Raw genomic sequence first — 16985 nt, forward strand, 5'->3', positions numbered from 1 at the left:
AACATGACCACGAGAAGCACCCGCAGCCCGCGCCGTCGCACCGTGGTCGCCCTCGGCGTCGTGCTGGCGATCCTCGCCGGCTTCATCGTCCGGCTCGTCGACATCCAGGTCGTGAGCGCGCGCGAGCACATCGAGGATTCGCTCGTCACGGCTCTCGGCAGCTCGCGGCCGCTGTACGGCACGCGCGGCGCGATCGTCGACGAGACCGGACAGACCCTCGCCGGCAGCATCCTGCTCTACGACGCTCAGCTCGACCCCTCGAACGTCGGCGCCATCCAGCGCACGAAGCCCGACGGCACGAAGGAAGAGGTCTCCTGGCCCGAGGTCGCCGCGGAGATCGGCGAGGTGACGGGGCAGACGGCGGATGAGGTTCAGAAGGTCGTCGCCGACGCGCGCGCGTCGAACCCGGACTCGCAGTACGCACCTCTAAAGCGAGGTCTCACGACGGAGCAGTACCGCACGCTCGCCGATCTCGGCATCCCGTTCCTCTATTTCGACCCGCACCCCGCGCGCACGTACCCCGACGGTGCCGTCGCGGGCAATCTCGTGGGCTACATGGGCCGCGACGGCGACGCGCTCGGCGGGCTCGAGCAGGTCGAGAACAGCTGCCTCACCGCCACGAACGGCTCGATGACCTACGAGAAGGGCAAGGACGGCGTCGTCATCCCGGGCACCGAGGTCGAGAAGCCCGCCGTGGACGGCGGCACGCTGCAGCTCACGATCAACCGCGATCTGCAGTGGTATCTGCAGCAGCTGATCGCCGAGCAGGTGCAGGACGAGGGGGCCAAGTCGGGCACCATCACGGTCGTCGAGGCGAAGACGGGCAAGATCCGGGCGGCGGCCGAGTTCCCCACGGTCGACCCGAACAACGTGGAGGCCTCCGACCCGACGGACCGCGGCAGCCGCATCTTCACGAACTGGTTCGAGCCCGGCTCGACCTTCAAGCCGCTCACGGCCGCGACGCTCATCGACACGGGCGCGGCGACACCGAGCTCGACGGTGATCGCGTCGGGCAAGGAGACGTTCCCCAACGGGGCGCGCGTCGGAGACTCCTTCCAGCACCCGGCGTACAACTACACGCTCGCCGGCGTGCTCATCGACTCGTCGAACGTCGGCATCTCGAAGTTCGCCGAGAGGGCCAGCCCGCAGACCCGCTACGACTACCTCAAGAAGTTCGGCATCGCGGAGGGCAGTGACATCGCCTTCAACGGGCAGATCTCGGGCTCGCTGCGCACGCCCGACAAATGGGACAACCAGAGCTACTACAACATCGCGTTCGGCCAGGGCGTCGCGACGACGATCCCCGAGCTCATGGGGGCGTACCAGGCGATCGCGAACGACGGCCTGAAGGTGCCGCTCTCGCTCGTCGAGTCGTGCACCAAGGGGGACGGCACCGTCGTCAAGCCGGCGCAGGGCGAGACGACGCAGGTCGTCAAGGAGTCGACGGCGGTCGCGGTGCAGCAGATGATGGAGAACGTCTCGCTGCAGAGCACGCTGGCGCCGCAGATCGCCGTCCCGGGCTACAACATCGCCGACAAGACCGGAACGGGCGAGATCGAGGACGGCCACGGCGGCTACAAGAGCGGCGTCTACTTCACCACGATGATCGGCTTCGCGCCCGCCGAGGACCCGCAGTACGTCGTCGCGGTGACGCTCAACGAGCCGACTCGGATAAAGTCGTCGGGTGCCAACGCCTCCGCGTGGCAGAAGGCGATGACTCAGGTGCTGAAGACGTACCGGGTCATGCCCTCCACCGAGGCGCCGACGCTGCTCGCGAAATTCGGCCAGTAGCTCGTTCCCGGCTCCTCAGACATGATCGACCTCACTCTCACACAGCTTGCCCGCGCCGTCTCCGGCGAACTCCGACTCGCCGGAGAGGACACCCCCGACACCCTGGTGGGCGGCCTCGTCGACACCGACTCCCGGCTCATCGAGCCCGGCGGCATCTTCGTCGCCAAGCCCGGTGAGGAGACCGACGGACATCTCTTCGTGGATGCCGCGGTCGCAAACGGCGCCGCCCTCGCGATCGTCGAACGACCCGTCGAGGCGGATGTCACCCAGATCGTCGTCGCCGACGTGGTCACGGCCCTCGCCGATCTCGCGCGCGAGGTCGTCGCGCGCGTGCGCGCGGGCGGTGACCTCCGCGTCGTCGGGATCACGGGGTCCAACGGCAAGACGACGACCAAGAACCTGCTCGCCCGCATCCTCGAGGGCGAGGGCGAGACCGTCGCGCCGAAGGCGTCGTTCAACAACGAGGTCGGCGCGCCCCTCACGATGCTGCGGGTGACCCACACGACGCGCTTCCTCGTGAGCGAGTTCGGCGCGAGCGGCCCCGGTGAGATCGCGCGTCTCGCGGGTCTCGTCACGCCCGACGTCGGCGTCGTCCTCATGGTCGGCATGGCCCACGCGGGAGGCTTCGGCGGCATCGAGTCGACCCTCTTCGAGAAGTCGCAGCTCATCCACGCCGTGCGGCCGGGCGGACTCGCCGTGCTCAACGCCGACGACGCCCGCGTCGCGACGATGGCGGCGATCGCCGACGAGCGGGATGCCTCGGTGCGGTGGTTCGGCCGCGGAGCCCGGGCCGTGGACGTGCGGGCCGACGATGTCGAGGTGACGGCATCCGGAACCCGCTCGATCGTGACCGCCGACGGCGTCAGCGCCCCCCTCAGCCTGCGCGTGCTCGGCGAGCACCACGTCATGAACGCCCTCGCCGCCATCGCCGCTGCGACGGCGCTCGGCGTGCCGCTCGACACCTGCATCGAGCGGCTCGAGCAGGTCGAGCTCGCCGAGCGGTGGCGCATGCAGCCGCTCGGGTCCGAGCGCGTGCGCATCATCAACGACGCCTACAACGCGAGCCCCGACTCGATGTCGGCGGCGCTGCGCACGCTCGCGCAGATCGTCCGGCCCGGTGAGCGCAGCGTCGCCGTGCTCGGCGCCATGAGCGAGCTGGGGGAGTACGCCGAGGAGGAGCACGACCGCGTGGGCCTGCTGGCGGTGCGCCTCGGCATCCAGCGCATCGTCGTCATCGGTCCCGACGCGCGCCGGATGTACCTCGAAGCGATCGCGCAGGGGTCGTGGGACGGCGAGGCCGTCTTCTTCGCGACGGCCGACGAGGCGTACGACTACCTCCTCACCGAACTGCGCGACGGCGATCGGGTGCTCGTGAAGTCGTCGAACTCCGCGGGGCTCCGGCACCTCGGCGATCGTCTGGGAGAATCGTTCTCGTGAGATCCCTCCTGACCGCAGCGGCGATCTCGCTGGCCTTCACGCTCTTCCTGACGCCCGTCTTCCTGCGGCTCTTCCGCAAGTGGGGCTGGGGACAGATCATCCGCACGCCGGAGGACGGCAACATCCCGCCGCACGAGGCGAAGCGCGGCACGCCGACGATGGGCGGCGTCATCTTCATCGCCGGCACGCTCGTCGGCTACTTCATCGGCACCTATGCCGGCAACTTCCCCCCGACCATCTCGGGCCTCCTCGTGCTGTGGATGATGGTGGGCTTCGGTGTCGTCGGCTTCATCGACGACTACATGAAGGTTCACCGCCAGCGCAGCCTCGGCCTCACCGGCTGGCGCAAGATCCTCGGCCAGGTCATCGTGATCGTGCCCTGGGCGATCGTGTCGCTCAGCTTCCCGACGGCCGCCGGCCAGACGCCCGCATCGCCGTACGTCTCGTTCTTCCGCGACATCCCGGTGCTGTCCTTCATGGCGCTCGGCGTCATCGTGGGCTGGATCCTGTACCTCATCTGGATCACGTTCATCGGGGTCGCGTGGTCCAACAGCACCAACGTGACCGACGGCCTCGATGGTCTCGCGGCGGGCTCGGGCATCTTCACCATCGCCGCCATGAGCCTCATCACGTTCTGGCAGTTCAAGCAGCGCTGCACGGCGATCGACCTCGTGCCGAGCTTCCAGACCGCCTGCTACGGCACACGCGACCCGCTCGATCTCACGATCGTCTCGGCCGCGTTCGTCGGCGCCCTCGTCGGCTTCCTGTGGTGGAACGCGCCGAAGGCCGAGGTCTTCATGGGCGACGTGGGCTCGATGGCGATCGGCGGCGTCATCGCCGCGATGTCTATCCTGTCGCGCACCGAGCTCCTCGCGGTCATCGTCGCGGGCGTCTTCATCATCGGCCCCGGGTCGGTGATCCTGCAGCGCTGGTACTTCAAGATCACGAGGGGCAACCGGCTGTTCCTCATGAGCCCCTTCCATCACCACCTCGAGATGCGCGGCTGGGCCGAGACGACGATCGTCGTGCGCATGTGGATCATCGCCGGGATGCTGGCGGTCACGGGTGTCGGGGCGTTCTACGTCGAATGGCTCGCACGCACGTGACCTCCCGCCTCGATTCGCTCACCAGCTGGAACGCGGACTGGAAGGGCCTCCGCGTCGCGGTTCTCGGCCTCTCCGTCACGGGATTCTCCGTCGCCGACACGCTCGCCGAGCTCGGCGCCGACGTGCTCGTCGTCACCGAGAAGGCCGACGAGGAGTACGAGCGCCTGCTCCCCGTGATCGGGGCGCGTCTGTGGACGGGCGCGCTCGACGCGGTCCCCGCCGAACTCTCCGACTTCGCCCCCGAGGTCGTCGTCGCCTCGCCGGGCTTCGCACCGCAGCATCCCGTGATCGCGTGGGCGCAGGCGAGCGGCATCGCCCTCTGGGGCGATGTCGAGCTCGCGTGGCGCGTCCGCGACAAGGTCGTCCGGCCCGATGGGCGGCCCGCCGACTGGATCCTCATCACGGGCACGAACGGCAAGACCACGACGACCCGGCTCACCGCGACGATGCTCGTCGCCGGGGGCCTCCGCGCCGCCCCCGTCGGCAACATCGGCACTCCCGTGCTCGACGCCGTGCGGGATCCCGAGGGCTTCGACGCCCTGGTGGTCGAGCTCTCGAGCCACCAGCTCTGGTACCTCGGACTGCAGACCGGGCCCGACCCGGTCTCGCCGCACGCCGCCGTCTGCCTCAACCTCGCCGACGACCACCTGGAGTGGCACGGCTCCTTCCAGGCGTACCGCGACGCCAAGGCGCACGTGTACGACAACACGCGCGTCGCGTGCGTCTACAACAAGGCGGACGCCGCGACCCAGGGCATGGTCGAGGACGCCGAGGTGGTCGAGGGCGCGCGTGCCATCGGCTTCGACCTCGGCATCCCAGGCCCCAGCGACCTCGGCGTCGTCGAGGGCATCCTCGTCGACCGGGCGTTCCTCGAGGACCGCCGCACGAGCGCGCTCGAGCTCGCGACGGTCGACGAGCTCGCGGGGCTGGGCCTGGCTGCTCCGCACGTCGTCGCCAACATCCTCGCCGCGGCCGCGCTCGCCCGATCGCTCGACGTCGCGCCCGCCGCGATCCGCGAGGCGCTGCGCGGCTTCCGCCTCGACCCCCACCGGATCGAGGTGGTCGCCGTCGCCGAGGGCATCACCTGGGTGGACGACTCGAAGGCCACCAACCCGCACGCCGCGGCCTCCTCGCTCGCGGCCTTCCCGGGCGCCGTGTGGGTCGTCGGCGGACTGCTCAAGGGTGTCGACATCTCCGAGCTCGTGGCCGGCCGCGGCATGCGTTCCAAGGCCGCGATCGTCATCGGAGCGGAACGGGATGCGGTGCTCTCCGCGTTCGCGCGACACGCGCCGGAAGTCCCCGTGTTCGAGGTGGACGCCGATGAGACTGAAGAGGTCATGGCGCAGGTCGTCGAACTGGCGGCCGGGATCGCGCGCGACGGGGACGTGGTGCTCCTCGCTCCCGCAGCAGCATCCTTCGACCAGTTCTCGTCCTACGCCGACAGGGGTCGCCGCTTCGCGGCGGCGGTACGGGAGCTGATCGCGAGGGGGGCCGATGGCGAGCACGACGGCGACGCCGACCCGGCCTCCGAGGGTCCAGCCTGAGGAGATCTCAGCCAAGCGGGGACTCGCGGCGCGGGTCAACCTCGGCAAGGTCTTCGCACCGGTTCCGAGCGAGTTCCTCCTCATCGCCTCGACGGCGCTGCTGCTGACGGGCTTCGGCCTCGTCATGATCCTGTCCGCGACCTCGGCGACGGCGACGGCGGCGGGTCAGCCGCCGTATGAGGCGGTGCTCAAGCAGGGCATGTTCGCGCTGCTCGGCATCCCGCTCATGTTCATCGCGAGCCGCCTCCCGATCGAGTTCTGGAAGCGCATCGCGTGGCCGGCGCTCATCGGCGCTCTGCTGTTCCAGATGCTCGTCTTCACGCCCCTGGGTGTGGAGAACGCGGGAAACCGCAACTGGATCAATATCGCCGGCATCCAGGCCCAGCCGTCGGAGTTCCTCAAGCTCTCGCTCGCACTGTGGATCGGCTTCATCCTCTTCCGCAAGCGCACGCTGCTGAGCTCGTGGACGCACGTGTTCATCCCGCTCGTCCCGGTCACCGTCCTCGTCCTCGCCGCCGTCATGGCGGGCGACGACATGGGCACGGCGATGATCATCGCGATCGCGGCGCTCGGCGCGCTCTTCTTCTCGGGCGTCAAGCTGCGCATCTTCATCCTGCCCGCGATCCTCGGCGTCATCGGCGCCGTCGCCTTCGCCGCGATCAGCCCCAACCGCGTCGCGCGCATCATGAGCTTCCTCGACCCGAACTGCCTCGCCGACTACTACAACTCCTGCTACCAGCCCCTGCACGGGATCTGGGGGCTCGCGGGCGGCGGCATCTTCGGGCTGGGCCTGGGCAACTCCAAGGAGAAGTACGACTGGCTCCCGGCCGCCGCGAACGACTACATCTTCGCGATCGTCGGCGAGGAGCTCGGCCTCATCGGCTGCATCGTCGTGCTCGGACTCTTCGCCCTCTTCGCCGTCGGCGCATTCCACGTCATCCGCAAGACGGACGACCCCTTCGTGCGCATCGTCTCGGGCGCCATCACGGTGTGGATCGTCGGCCAGGCGCTCATCAACATCGGCGTCGTGCTGCGCGTCTTCCCCGTGCTCGGCGTGCCCCTCCCGTTCATGTCGCAGGGTGGGACGTCGCTCCTCTCGGTGCTCGTCGCGTGCGGCATCCTGCTCTCCTTCGCGCGCTCGCTTCCCAGCGCCGCTCGCGCCCGCCCGGTTCGGGCCCCCCGCGCACCGCGTGCGAAGATCGCTGGGTGACGAACGCCCCGACGAGACGCACGTACCTGCTCGCGGGCGGCGGCACCGCCGGCCACGTGAACCCGCTCCTCGCGGTCGCCGACGCCCTGCGCGAGCGCGACGCGGACGCGGAGGTGCTCGTGCTCGGCACGCGCGAGGGCCTCGAGGCGCGCCTCGTGCCGCTCCGCGGCTACGAGCTGCTCATCGTCGACAAGGTGCCCTTCCCGCGCCGCCCGAACGGCGCCGCGGCTGCCTTCCCGGCCCGCTTCCGCCGGGCTGTCGCGCAGGTGCGCGAGCACATCCGCACCCACGGGGTCGAGGTCGTCGTCGGTTTCGGCGGCTACGCGTCCGCGCCCGCCTACGTCGCTGCCCGCCGCGAGCGCGTGCCGTTCGTGGTGCACGAGGCCAACGCCAAGCCGGGGCTCGCGAACATCCTCGGCGCCCGCAGCGCCGCCGGAACGGGAGTCGCGTTCGCGGGCACGCCGCTCAAGGGCAGTCGAGTGGTCGGGATGCCGCTCCGCCGCGAGATCGTGACCCTCGACCGGGCCGCACTCCGGCCCGAGGCGGCCGCGCACTTCGGCCTCGACCCCGAGCGTCCCACGCTCCTCGTCTTCGGCGGCTCGCTCGGCGCGCAGCGGCTCAACGAGGCCTTCGGCGGTGCGTGGCGCGACGTGCTCGACGCCGGGTGGCAGCTGCTGCACGTGACGGGTGAGAAGTCGGAGCTGCCCGATCCCGGCGTGCCCGGCTACGCCGTCGCGCGCTACGTCGACCGCATGGACCTCGCCTTCGCCCTCGCCGACCTCATCGTGTCCCGCGCCGGGGCGGCGACCGTGAGCGAGATCAGCGCCCTCGGCATCCCCGCCGTCTACGTGCCGTACGCCGTCGGCAACGGCGAGCAGGCCCTGAACGCCGGCTCCGCCATCCGCGCGGGCGCCGCCATCCTCATCCCCGACGCGGAGTTCACCGCCGAGCGCGTGCGCACCGAGGTGCTGCCGCTCCTGCGCGACGACGCCCGGCGTGCGACGATGGCGGCCGCTGCGACGTCGGTCGGCACGCGCACCGGCACCGAGAACGTCATCGCGATGATCGACGAGGCGCTCGCGCGCTGACACCGGGCGTGCCGGACGGCGGCGGGCATGGCCCGACCTAGACTTGTCGGGTCATGATCAGACCCGACTTGAGCCTTCCGATTCCCGAGAGCATCGACGCGGCGCACTTCATCGGCATCGGCGGCTCGGGCATGTCGGGCCTGGCCCGCATGTTCCTCGAACGGGGCATCCGCGTGTCGGGTTCCGACCGTGCCGACAGCCGGGCACTGCGCGAGCTCGCCGAGCTCGGTGCGACGGTGTACGTCGGCCACGACGCCGCGAACCTCGCCGACGACGTCGACACCGTCGTGCACACCGGCGCCATCTGGCCCGAGAACCCCGAGTTCCTCCTCGCCAAGGAGCGGGGGCTCCACGTCATCCACCGCTCGCAGGCGCTGTACTGGCTGATCGGCGGCCGGCGGCTCGTCTCCGTCGCCGGCGCGCACGGCAAGACGACCTCGACGGGCATGATCGTGACCGCCCTGCGCGACCTCGGCGTCGCGCCGACCTTCGTCAACGGCGGCGTCATCGCGCAGCTCGGGGTGTCGAGCGGCACCGGCGACGACGACCTGTTCGTCATCGAGGCAGACGAGTCGGACGGCACCTTCCTCCTGTACGACACGTCGATCGCGCTCATCACGAACGTCGACCCGGACCACCTCGACCACTGGGGATCGCGCGACGCGTTCTATGCCGCCTTCGCCCGGTTCGCCGACGAGGCGCGCGAAGCGGTCGTCATCTCGTCCGACGACGCCGGCGCCCGACGGGTCGGGGAGCAGCTCACCCACCCCAGGGTCATCACGTTCGGCGAGGCCGCGGACGCCACCGTGCGGGTGACCGACATCGTGACCGACGGCCCCGTGTCGTTCCGGCTCACCTACGACGGCGCCTCGGTCGACGCGCGGCTCCCCGTGCCGGGCGCCCACAACGCGATCAACGCCGCCGGCGCGGTCGCCGTGCTCTTGACCCTCGGCCACGGGCTCGAGCCCGCCGTGCGCGCCGTCGAGGGGTTCGCCGGCACCGTCCGCCGCTTCGAGCTGCACGGGGTGACCCGCGGGGTCAGCGTCTTCGACGACTACGCCCACCACCCCACCGAGGTCGCCGCGGCCCTGGCCGCCGCCCGCAGCGTCGTCGGCGACGGACGCCTCATCGCGATCCAGCAGCCGCACACGTATTCGCGGACGCAGGAGATGTACCGCGAGTTCGCCGAGGTGCTCGAGAGGTACGCCGATCACACCGTCATGCTGGACGTGTACGGCGCGCGTGAGGATCCCGTGCCGGGAGTCACCGGCGAGCTCGTCAGCGGCGCGTTCGACGATGCGAGCCATGTCGCGTACGTTCCCGACTGGCAGGCGGCCGCCGACTACACGGCGTCCGTCGCCCGCGAGGGGGACTACGTCATCACGCTCGGCTGCGGCGACGTCTACCGGATCATCCCGCAGGTGCTCGACGCGCTCGCCCGCACGACGCCGGGGGAGTAGGCCTCATGCGCCGGCCGACCCCGATCCCGCAGGCGCCGAGCCCCACCGCCGGTGCGTCAGGCGCCGGCGGCGCAGGTGGCCGTGACGGCGCCACGCCGGCGCGACAGCCGCAGACGTATGAGGCGTCGCCCGGCGTGACGATCTCGCCCGCAGAGCGCGACGAGACCATCGCCCCCGTCATCCCGATGGCGGCGCCCGCGGCGCTGCCCGACATGGCGCCGGGCGAGCAGGACGCTCCGGACGCTCCGGACGACGCCCCGCCGATCCGCCTCCGTGACGTGTGGAAGGCCGCCCGAGCACGCCGCAAGGCGCTGCGTGCCGAGGTCCGCCGCTTCACCGTGCGCCAGCGGCGCCGGCGGATGCTGTGGATCGGGACGGCGGCATCCCTTCTCCTGCTCGTCCTCACGACGCTCGCGGCGGCCTACAGCCCGCTGTTCGGCGTCGAGCGCATCACGGTCGAGGGCACGTCGCTGCTCGACCCGGCCGCTGTCGAGAAGGCCCTCTCGGAGCAGCTCGGCACGCCGCTGCCGCTCGTCGACGAGAGCGCCGTGAAGGCCGACCTCGTCGCCTTCCCGCTCGTGCAGTCGTACTCGCTCGAGGCGCGGCCGCCGCACGAGCTCGTCGTGCGGATCGTCGAGCGCCTGCCGATCGGGCTCATCAAGACGGCGGCCGGCTACACCCTCGTGGATGCCGCGGGCGTGGCGCTCTCGACGACCGAGACGCCGACCGCGGGCACGCCGCTGCTGACGATCTCGGGCGGAACGTCGTCGGCTGCGTTCGAGGCCGTGGGACAGGTCATGCGCACGCTGCCGGCCTCCATCCGCGATCAGGTCACGGCCATTGCGGCGTCGACACCGGACGACGTCACCCTGACGCTCGGCGGCACGAACACCGAGGTCATCTGGGGGAGCGCCGACCAGTCCGCGCTCAAGGCCTTCGTGCTCGAGACGACGATGAAGTCCCGGCCGCCCGCGACCGTCACGGCGTACGACGTGTCCTCGCCCGCCGCGGTCGTCGTCCGCTGACCCCTCGGGGCGTCCGAGCGCACGAATACTCGGCGCGATGTCGCGACACGCCCAGTCGCGTCCGGGCCGCGTGGATGCCTCCGCATACCTTCGATCTCAGGAATTGCATACCGGGCAATTCTTTATACCTCAACTAGAGGTTGAAGGTTCGGGGAACACGGAGGCCGGCATGAGCCAGAACCAGAACTACCTCGCCGTGATCAAAGTCGTCGGCGTCGGCGGCGGCGGCGTCAACGCGGTCAACCGCATGATCGAACTCGGTCTGCGCGGCGTGGAGTTCATCGCGATCAACACCGACGCGCAGGCGCTGCTGATGAGCGATGCCGACGTCAAGCTCGACGTCGGGCGCGAGCTGACTCGCGGACTCGGTGCGGGCGCCGACCCCGAGGTCGGGCGACGCGCGGCGGAGGATCACGCCGAAGAGATCGAAGAAGCCCTGCGCGGCGCCGACATGGTCTTCGTCACCGCTGGGGAAGGCGGTGGCACGGGCACGGGCGGCGCTCCTGTCGTGGCGAAGATCGCGAAGTCGATCGGCGCCCTGACGATCGGTGTCGTGACCAAGCCCTTCTCGTTCGAGGGCCGTCGCCGCCAGAGCCAGGCCGAGGCCGGCGTCGCCAAGCTGAAGGAAGAGGTCGACACCCTCATCGTGGTGCCGAACGACCGCCTCCTCGAGATCAGCGACCGCGGCATCTCGATGATCGAGGCGTTCGCCACCGCCGACCAGGTGCTCCTCGCCGGTGTCCAGGGCATCACGGACCTCATCACGACGCCCGGTCTCATCAACCTCGACTTCGCCGACGTCAAGTCGGTCATGCAGGGCGCGGGATCCGCGCTCATGGGCATCGGCTCGGCGCGCGGCGCCGACCGTGCGATCAAGGCGGCGGAGCTCGCCGTCGAATCGCCCCTGCTGGAGGCGTCGATCGAGGGTGCGCACGGCGTGCTGCTCTCGATCCAGGGTGGATCGAACCTGGGCATCTTCGAGATCAATGACGCGGCGCAGCTCGTCAAGGAGGCCGCGCACCCCGAGGCGAACATCATCTTCGGAACCGTCATCGACGACACCCTCGGCGACGAGGTGCGCGTCACCGTCATCGCGGCGGGCTTCGACGGCGGCGAGCCCCAGGCGCGGATCGAGCCGATCTCGGCGGCGCGCGTCGCTCCCGTGGCTCCTGCCGTGCCGTCGACGCCGGCTCCCGAGGCAGCCAAGGAGCTCGCCGTGGAGCCGCAGCCGGTCCCGGTGGGCGTCACCGCCGACACGGGCTACGACTCGGCGTTCGGCGACGACGATCTCGATATCCCCGACTTCCTGAAGTAAGTGAGCGACCTTTCGGGTCGCCTCACGGAGGTCGACGCCCGGATCGCGGCCGCCGCACGCGCGGCGGGCCGCGATCCCGGGACGCTGACCAGGATCGTCGTGACGAAGTTCCACCCCGCGTCTCTCGTCGACGAGCTCTACGAGCTCGGTGTGCGCGAGGTGGGCGAGAACCGACAGCAGGAGCTCACCGAGAAGGCGCACGCCGTCGGACCCCGCGACGGCCTGCGGTGGCACTTCATCGGGCAGGCGCAGACCAACAAGGCGCGAGCGATCCGGGCGGCGGCATCCGTCGTCCACTCGGTCGACCGCCCGCGACTCGCCGACGCGCTTGATGCGGCAGGGGAGGGGATGCCGCGGCTCGACGTGCTGCTGCAGATCAACCTCACCGACGACCCCGGGCGCGGCGGTGTCACGCCCGGCGACCTCGAGCAGCTGGCCGAGCACACCGCCGCGCGCGACACGCTGCGCGTGCGCGGTGTCATGGCCGTCGCGCCGCTCGACGAGCCCCCCGCGGCCGCCTTCGAGCGGCTCGCGCAGTACAGCGCACTCGTGCGCGCCGTCGTCCCGGACGCCGACTGGATCTCAGCCGGAATGACGGGAGACTTCGCCGAGGCGATCGCGGCAGGTGCGACACACCTGCGGATCGGCTCGGCAATCACAGGACCCAGACCAGAGCGCCGTTAGCCTCGAATCGACGAGGACACGGCGAGCACACACGGAGGATGCGATGTCGAACCCGCTCAAGAAGACCATGGTCTACCTCGGCCTCGCGGATGAGGAAGAAGTGTATGAAGAGCCCGCTCCCCAGCCCGCGAGCCGCAAGGCCGTGCAGCCCGTCGAGAAGGCGGCCGCGCCCGTGACCCCGATCCACCGCCCCGCCGTCGTGCGCCAGCCCGCGCCCTCCGCGATCAGCGAGATCCTCACGGTGCACCCCAAGCAGTACCGCGACGCGCAGGTCATCGCCGAGAACTTCCGTGACGGCATCCCCGTCATCATCAACCTCTCGCAGATGAGCGACGCCGACGCGCGCCGCCTCATCGACTTCGCGAGCGGTCTCTCTCTCGGCCTGTACGGCCGCATCGAGCGCGTGACGAGCAAGGTCTTCCTGCTGTCGCCGGAGAGCGTCAACGTGTCCGGCGACGGCGCGGTCGCCCAGGCCGACCCCGAGTCGGTCCCGTTCGCTCCGTAGACTCGAGTCGTGGATGTCATCCGCCTCATCGCAGCGGTCCTCAACACGCTTCTGCTGATCTACGTCCTCGTGCTGCTCGTGCGGCTCGTCCTGGACTGGATTCCGTTCTTCAACCGCGAATGGCGCCCGAAGGGCGCCGGCCTCGTCGCCGCCGAAGTCGTCTACACCGTGACCGATCCGCCGCTGAAGCTGTTCCGCCGCTTCATCCCTCCGCTGCGCGTCGGTCAGGTGGCGCTGGACTTCGGATTCGCCCTCACGATGCTCCTGTGCTTCGTGCTGCTCTCGGTCACGCGGTCGATCGCGGGCTGAGAGCGCGCGGGGCCGCGGCATCCATCCATCCGGTTCGCGCGTCGCACGGCGACACGCGTCCTGCACCTACCGAAGTGCGGCGACTATGCTTTGCTGGGACGGTCCGCCCGCCCCGGGGCGGCACCGCTCCGCAACGCCGGCGACCTGAGCGCTCGAAAGAGGAATCACAATGGCATTGACCCCCGATGACGTCGTCACCAAGCAGTTCCAGCACGTCCGGTTCAAGGAGGGCTTCGACCCGGACGAGGTCGACGACTTCCTCGATGAGATCGTCGTCGAGTGGCGCAAGGCCCTCGCCGAGAACGAAGAGCTGAAGAGCAAGCTCGCCGCGTACGAGTCGGGCAGCGCGCCCGCCGCTGCGGCCCCCGCGCCCGCTCCCGCCCCCGAGCCGACCCCCGCGCCGGCTCCCGCCGTCGCCGAGGGCGCTCCGCCGGCCGCCGCGAGCGCCGGCATCATCGAGCTCGCCCAGCGTCTGCACGACGAGCACGTCGCCGAGGGCCAGGCGAAGCGCGACCAGCTCATCTCCGACGCCCAGGCGCAGGCCGCCTCGATCGTCGCCGAGGCCGAGACCAAGGGCCGCGAGGAGCTCGCCCGCCTCGACCGCGAGCGCGCGACGCTCGAGAGCCGCATCACCGAGCTCCGCCAGTTCGAGCGCGACTACCGTCAGCAGCTGCGCTCCTACATCGAGAGCCACCTGCGCGACCTCGAGACGACGGCGAACGCATCGGGACCGACTCCGGTCTCGGCCATCGGCCTCTAGGCCCAGCCTTTGACAGGCCGAGCCCCCCTTCGACAGGCGGCGGCCGGCATCATCATCGCGATCCTCGCGGTGCTGGTGCTGGCCGCCGACCAGTTCACGAAGTACCTCGCGATCGAGAACCTGCCCCCCGAGGAGCCGGTCCACGTCATCGGGGACTTCCTGATCTTCTATCTGATCCGCAACTCCGGCGCGGCGTTCTCGCTCGGCGAGAACGTCACCTGGGTCTTCACCATCGCCCTCGCGGTCGTCGCCGTCGTGATCGTCTGGCTCGCCGCGACGCGGGTGAAGTCGCGGCTCTGGGCCGTCGCCCTCGGCCTTCTGCTGGGTGGAGTGCTCGGCAACCTCACCGACCGGCTGTTCCGCGAGCCCGGCTTCGCCGTCGGGCACGTGGTCGACTTCATCAACACGCCGTGGCTCATGCCGGCGATCTACAACGTCGCCGACATCTTCATCGTCTCGATGATGATCGCGATCGCGCTCCTCGTGCTCGCCGGTCCGCACCTCGACGGAACGCGTCCCCGCAAGGAGGACGACAAGGCGAAGGATGCCGCAGCCGACGGCACCGCCGAACCCGGCGCCCGCTCGAGCGACACCGACGGAACGGATGCTCCGGCCGGGGCATCCGGATCCCAGGACTGACGTGGACTCGCGCAGCCTGCCCGTGCCCGACGGGCTCGACGGCGTGAGGGTCGACGCGGCCCTCGCCAAGATGCTCGGCTTCTCGCGCACCTTCGCGGCCGAGGTCGCCGAGGCAGGCGGCGTGCGACTCGACGGCAGACTGCTCGCGAAGTCGGACAAGCTGCGCGGCGGCGGCTGGCTCGAGGTCGAGTGGGAGGCGCGCCGCGAGCCCGAGATCATCCCGGTGGACGTGGCCGATCTCGGCATCGTCTACGACGACGACGACATCGTCGTGGTCGACAAACCCGCGGGCGTCGCGGCCCACCCCTCCGTGGGCTGGGAGGGACCGACTGTCCTCGGCGCCCTCGCAGCGGGCGGCTTCCGCATCGCCACGACGGGCGCCGCGGAGCGGCAGGGCGTCGTGCACCGGCTCGATGTCGGGACGAGCGGACTCATGGTCGTCGCCAAGACCGAGCGGGCATACACGGCGCTCAAGCGCGCGTTCAAGGAGCGCGAGGTCGACAAGATCTACCACGCGGTCGTGCAGGGGCATCCCGATCCGCTCGCCGGAACGATCGACGCGCCCATCGGCCGGCATCCCACCCACTCGTGGAAGTTCGCCGTGACACCGGCCGGCAAGGACTCCGTCACGCACTACGAGACGCTCGAGGCGTTCCCCGGTGCGTCGCTGCTCGAGATCCATCTCGAGACAGGGCGGACGCACCAGATCCGGGTGCACATGGCGGCGCACCGGCATCCCTGTGTCGGCGACCCCCTGTACGGCGCCGACCCGACCCTCTCGGCGCGGCTCGGGCTCACGCGTCAGTGGCTGCACGCGCACGAGCTCTCGTTCGCGCATCCCCTCAGTGGCGACTGGGTGACGTTCACGTCGGACTACCCTGCCGACCTCGCGCACGCGCTGGCGGTGCTGCGCGGCGACTGAAGCGATCCCACGCGACTCACGAACGGCTCGTGTCGGCGGCGGGGGCAGACTGGGGCGATGACGATCGACGTGCGTCCGGCGACCGTCTTCGACGACGTCGCGACGATGGTCGGGCCGAAGAAGCCGACGTCGAACGTCTGCTGGTGCCTGAGCTACCGCATCCCGTCGAAGGAGAACCTCGGTCTGCAGGGGCCGGCCCGCGGCGAGAAGGTGCGCGAGCTCATGGCGCAGGGGCCGCCCGGCGTGCTCGCCTACGACGGCGACGAGGTCGTCGGGTGGGCCGCGGTGCACCGACGGGCCGACACGTCGTTCGCGACGAACCGGAAGATCCCGCGGGTCGACGACCTCGACGTGTGGTCGGTGTGGTGCATCCGCGTGCGACCGGGTCACCGCGGCGGCGGCATCTCGCACGCCCTGCTCGACGGAGCCGTGGACTTCGCGCGAGCCGGCGGCGCGCCGGCGATCGAGGGGTACCCCGTCGACAACGCCGGCGAGAAGGTCGATCTCACGATGGCCTACGTCGGCACCAAGGGGCTTTTCGAGAAGGCCGGCTTCACCGAGGCGGCGGCGACGACCTCGGTGCTGAACGGCTTCCCGCGTGTCGTGATGCGCCTGGACCTGCGGCCGTCGCGGAGCGCACCGCGCTAGGTCGGCCGCGGCAGCGGCGTCAACGTCCGCCGAGGAAGCGGGCGGCGACCTCGCCCGAGGTCGCGGCGGCGATGCGCGCCGACATGTCCCCCAGCTCGAGGTCGGGGAGCGCATCGAGGTCGTACCAGCCCACCTCGGTCATCTCGCCGTCGGCGGGGTACGGGTCGCCCGAGAGCCAGTCGCACAGGAAGGTGAGGTCGAGGTAGTCGGACTGATCGCCGTTGCCGTACGTGACCCGCGGGATCTGGTGCACGAGGGCGAGCCGGACGGCTCGCGCGTGGACGCCCGCCTCCTCCAGCGTCTCGCGGACGGCGGCGTCGGCGGGCTCCTCGCCCGGGTCGACGATGCCCGTGATGGGCGTCAGGCGTCCGTTGTCGCTGCGGCGCCCGAGGAGCACCCGGCCCTCGTGGAGGACGACCGCGGTGACGCCGACGAGGGGCAGCGGGTCGGTGCCCACCTTCTCCCTCAACGTGAGGATGAACTCGGGTGTGGGCATGTCGCCACGATAGCGGCGGAGTGTCGGTGGGTCCTTCGTAGACTCG

Annotated in this window: 17 protein-coding genes; 16 read left to right on the top strand and 1 reads right to left on the bottom strand. The window is 70.6% G+C overall.

Annotated elements, in window-relative coordinates; genetic code table 11:
- The first annotated feature begins 3 nt into the window (after positions 1 to 3).
- The 16 genes from AAIB33_RS04235 to AAIB33_RS04310 all read left to right on the top strand — a co-directional run bounded on the left by AAIB33_RS04235 (position 4) and on the right by AAIB33_RS04310 (position 16443).
- Positions 4 to 1791, top strand: a complete 1788-nt coding sequence (locus AAIB33_RS04235; RefSeq protein WP_345802311.1) for a penicillin-binding protein 2 — start codon at positions 4 to 6, stop codon at positions 1789 to 1791.
- A gap of 21 nt (positions 1792 to 1812) precedes the next feature.
- On the top strand, positions 1813 to 3228 hold the full coding sequence (gene murF, locus AAIB33_RS04240) for a UDP-N-acetylmuramoyl-tripeptide--D-alanyl-D-alanine ligase (protein ID WP_345802312.1): 1416 nt from the start codon (positions 1813 to 1815) through the stop codon (positions 3226 to 3228).
- The gene (mraY, locus tag AAIB33_RS04245; protein ID WP_345802313.1) at positions 3225 to 4334 is read left to right on the top strand and encodes a phospho-N-acetylmuramoyl-pentapeptide-transferase; all 1110 of its coding nucleotides are present in this window, start codon (positions 3225 to 3227) and stop codon (positions 4332 to 4334) included. The genes murF and mraY overlap by 4 nt, the downstream gene beginning before the upstream one ends.
- Positions 4331 to 5878: a UDP-N-acetylmuramoyl-L-alanine--D-glutamate ligase gene (gene murD, locus AAIB33_RS04250; RefSeq protein ID WP_345802314.1), complete on the top strand. Its 1548-nt coding sequence runs from the start codon at positions 4331 to 4333 to the stop codon at positions 5876 to 5878. Before mraY ends, murD begins: the two co-directional genes overlap by 4 nt.
- Positions 5829 to 7088 (top strand): putative lipid II flippase FtsW, encoded by a 1260-nt coding sequence (gene ftsW, locus AAIB33_RS04255; protein WP_345802315.1) that lies wholly within the window; start codon positions 5829 to 5831, stop codon positions 7086 to 7088. The genes murD and ftsW overlap by 50 nt, the downstream gene beginning before the upstream one ends.
- Positions 7085 to 8176 (top strand): UDP-N-acetylglucosamine--N-acetylmuramyl-(pentapeptide) pyrophosphoryl-undecaprenol N-acetylglucosamine transferase, encoded by a 1092-nt coding sequence (locus AAIB33_RS04260; RefSeq protein ID WP_345802316.1) that lies wholly within the window; start codon positions 7085 to 7087, stop codon positions 8174 to 8176. The genes ftsW and AAIB33_RS04260 overlap by 4 nt, the downstream gene beginning before the upstream one ends.
- Positions 8177 to 8229: 53 nt before the next feature.
- The gene (gene murC / locus AAIB33_RS04265) at positions 8230 to 9636 is read left to right on the top strand and encodes a UDP-N-acetylmuramate--L-alanine ligase (protein ID WP_345802317.1); all 1407 of its coding nucleotides are present in this window, start codon (positions 8230 to 8232) and stop codon (positions 9634 to 9636) included.
- Positions 9637 to 9641: 5 nt separating this feature from the next.
- Positions 9642 to 10661: an FtsQ-type POTRA domain-containing protein gene (locus tag AAIB33_RS04270; RefSeq protein ID WP_345802318.1), complete on the top strand. Its 1020-nt coding sequence runs from the start codon at positions 9642 to 9644 to the stop codon at positions 10659 to 10661.
- A 169-nt stretch (positions 10662 to 10830) separates the two neighbouring features.
- Positions 10831 to 11976 carry a cell division protein FtsZ gene (ftsZ, locus tag AAIB33_RS04275; protein WP_345802319.1) on the top strand — a complete coding sequence of 382 codons (1146 nt, stop codon included), beginning with the start codon at positions 10831 to 10833 and terminating at the stop codon, positions 11974 to 11976.
- Entirely contained in the window at positions 11977 to 12660 is a 684-nt protein-coding gene (locus AAIB33_RS04280; protein ID WP_345802320.1) for a YggS family pyridoxal phosphate-dependent enzyme, read from the top strand.
- A 43-nt stretch (positions 12661 to 12703) separates the two neighbouring features.
- On the top strand, positions 12704 to 13165 hold the full coding sequence (locus AAIB33_RS04285; protein ID WP_345802321.1) for a cell division protein SepF: 462 nt from the start codon (positions 12704 to 12706) through the stop codon (positions 13163 to 13165).
- 9 nt (positions 13166 to 13174) lie between these two features.
- Positions 13175 to 13474, top strand: coding sequence for a YggT family protein (locus tag AAIB33_RS04290; RefSeq protein WP_345802322.1), 300 nt, complete (start codon positions 13175 to 13177; stop codon positions 13472 to 13474).
- Between the two features lie 169 nt (positions 13475 to 13643).
- Complete coding sequence (locus AAIB33_RS04295) at positions 13644 to 14234, top strand: DivIVA domain-containing protein (protein WP_345802323.1); 591 nt, start codon at positions 13644 to 13646, stop codon at positions 14232 to 14234.
- A 9-nt stretch (positions 14235 to 14243) separates the two neighbouring features.
- Complete coding sequence (lspA, locus tag AAIB33_RS04300) at positions 14244 to 14873, top strand: signal peptidase II (RefSeq protein ID WP_345802324.1); 630 nt, start codon at positions 14244 to 14246, stop codon at positions 14871 to 14873.
- 1 nt (position 14874) lies between these two features.
- Complete coding sequence (locus AAIB33_RS04305; RefSeq protein WP_345802325.1) at positions 14875 to 15795, top strand: RluA family pseudouridine synthase; 921 nt, start codon at positions 14875 to 14877, stop codon at positions 15793 to 15795.
- 57 nt (positions 15796 to 15852) lie between these two features.
- A complete protein-coding gene (locus tag AAIB33_RS04310) occupies positions 15853 to 16443 on the top strand; it encodes a GNAT family N-acetyltransferase (RefSeq protein ID WP_345802326.1) in 591 nt (196 codons plus the stop codon).
- 19 nt (positions 16444 to 16462) lie between these two features.
- Here AAIB33_RS04310 and AAIB33_RS04315 read toward each other — a convergent pair whose 3' ends face one another.
- Entirely contained in the window at positions 16463 to 16939 is a 477-nt protein-coding gene (locus tag AAIB33_RS04315; RefSeq protein WP_345802327.1) for an NUDIX domain-containing protein, read from the bottom strand.
- Positions 16940 to 16985 lie beyond the last annotated feature (46 nt).

The sequence above is a fragment of the Microbacterium sp. AZCO genome (assembly GCF_039614715.1).
Classification (GTDB): domain Bacteria; phylum Actinomycetota; class Actinomycetes; order Actinomycetales; family Microbacteriaceae; genus Microbacterium.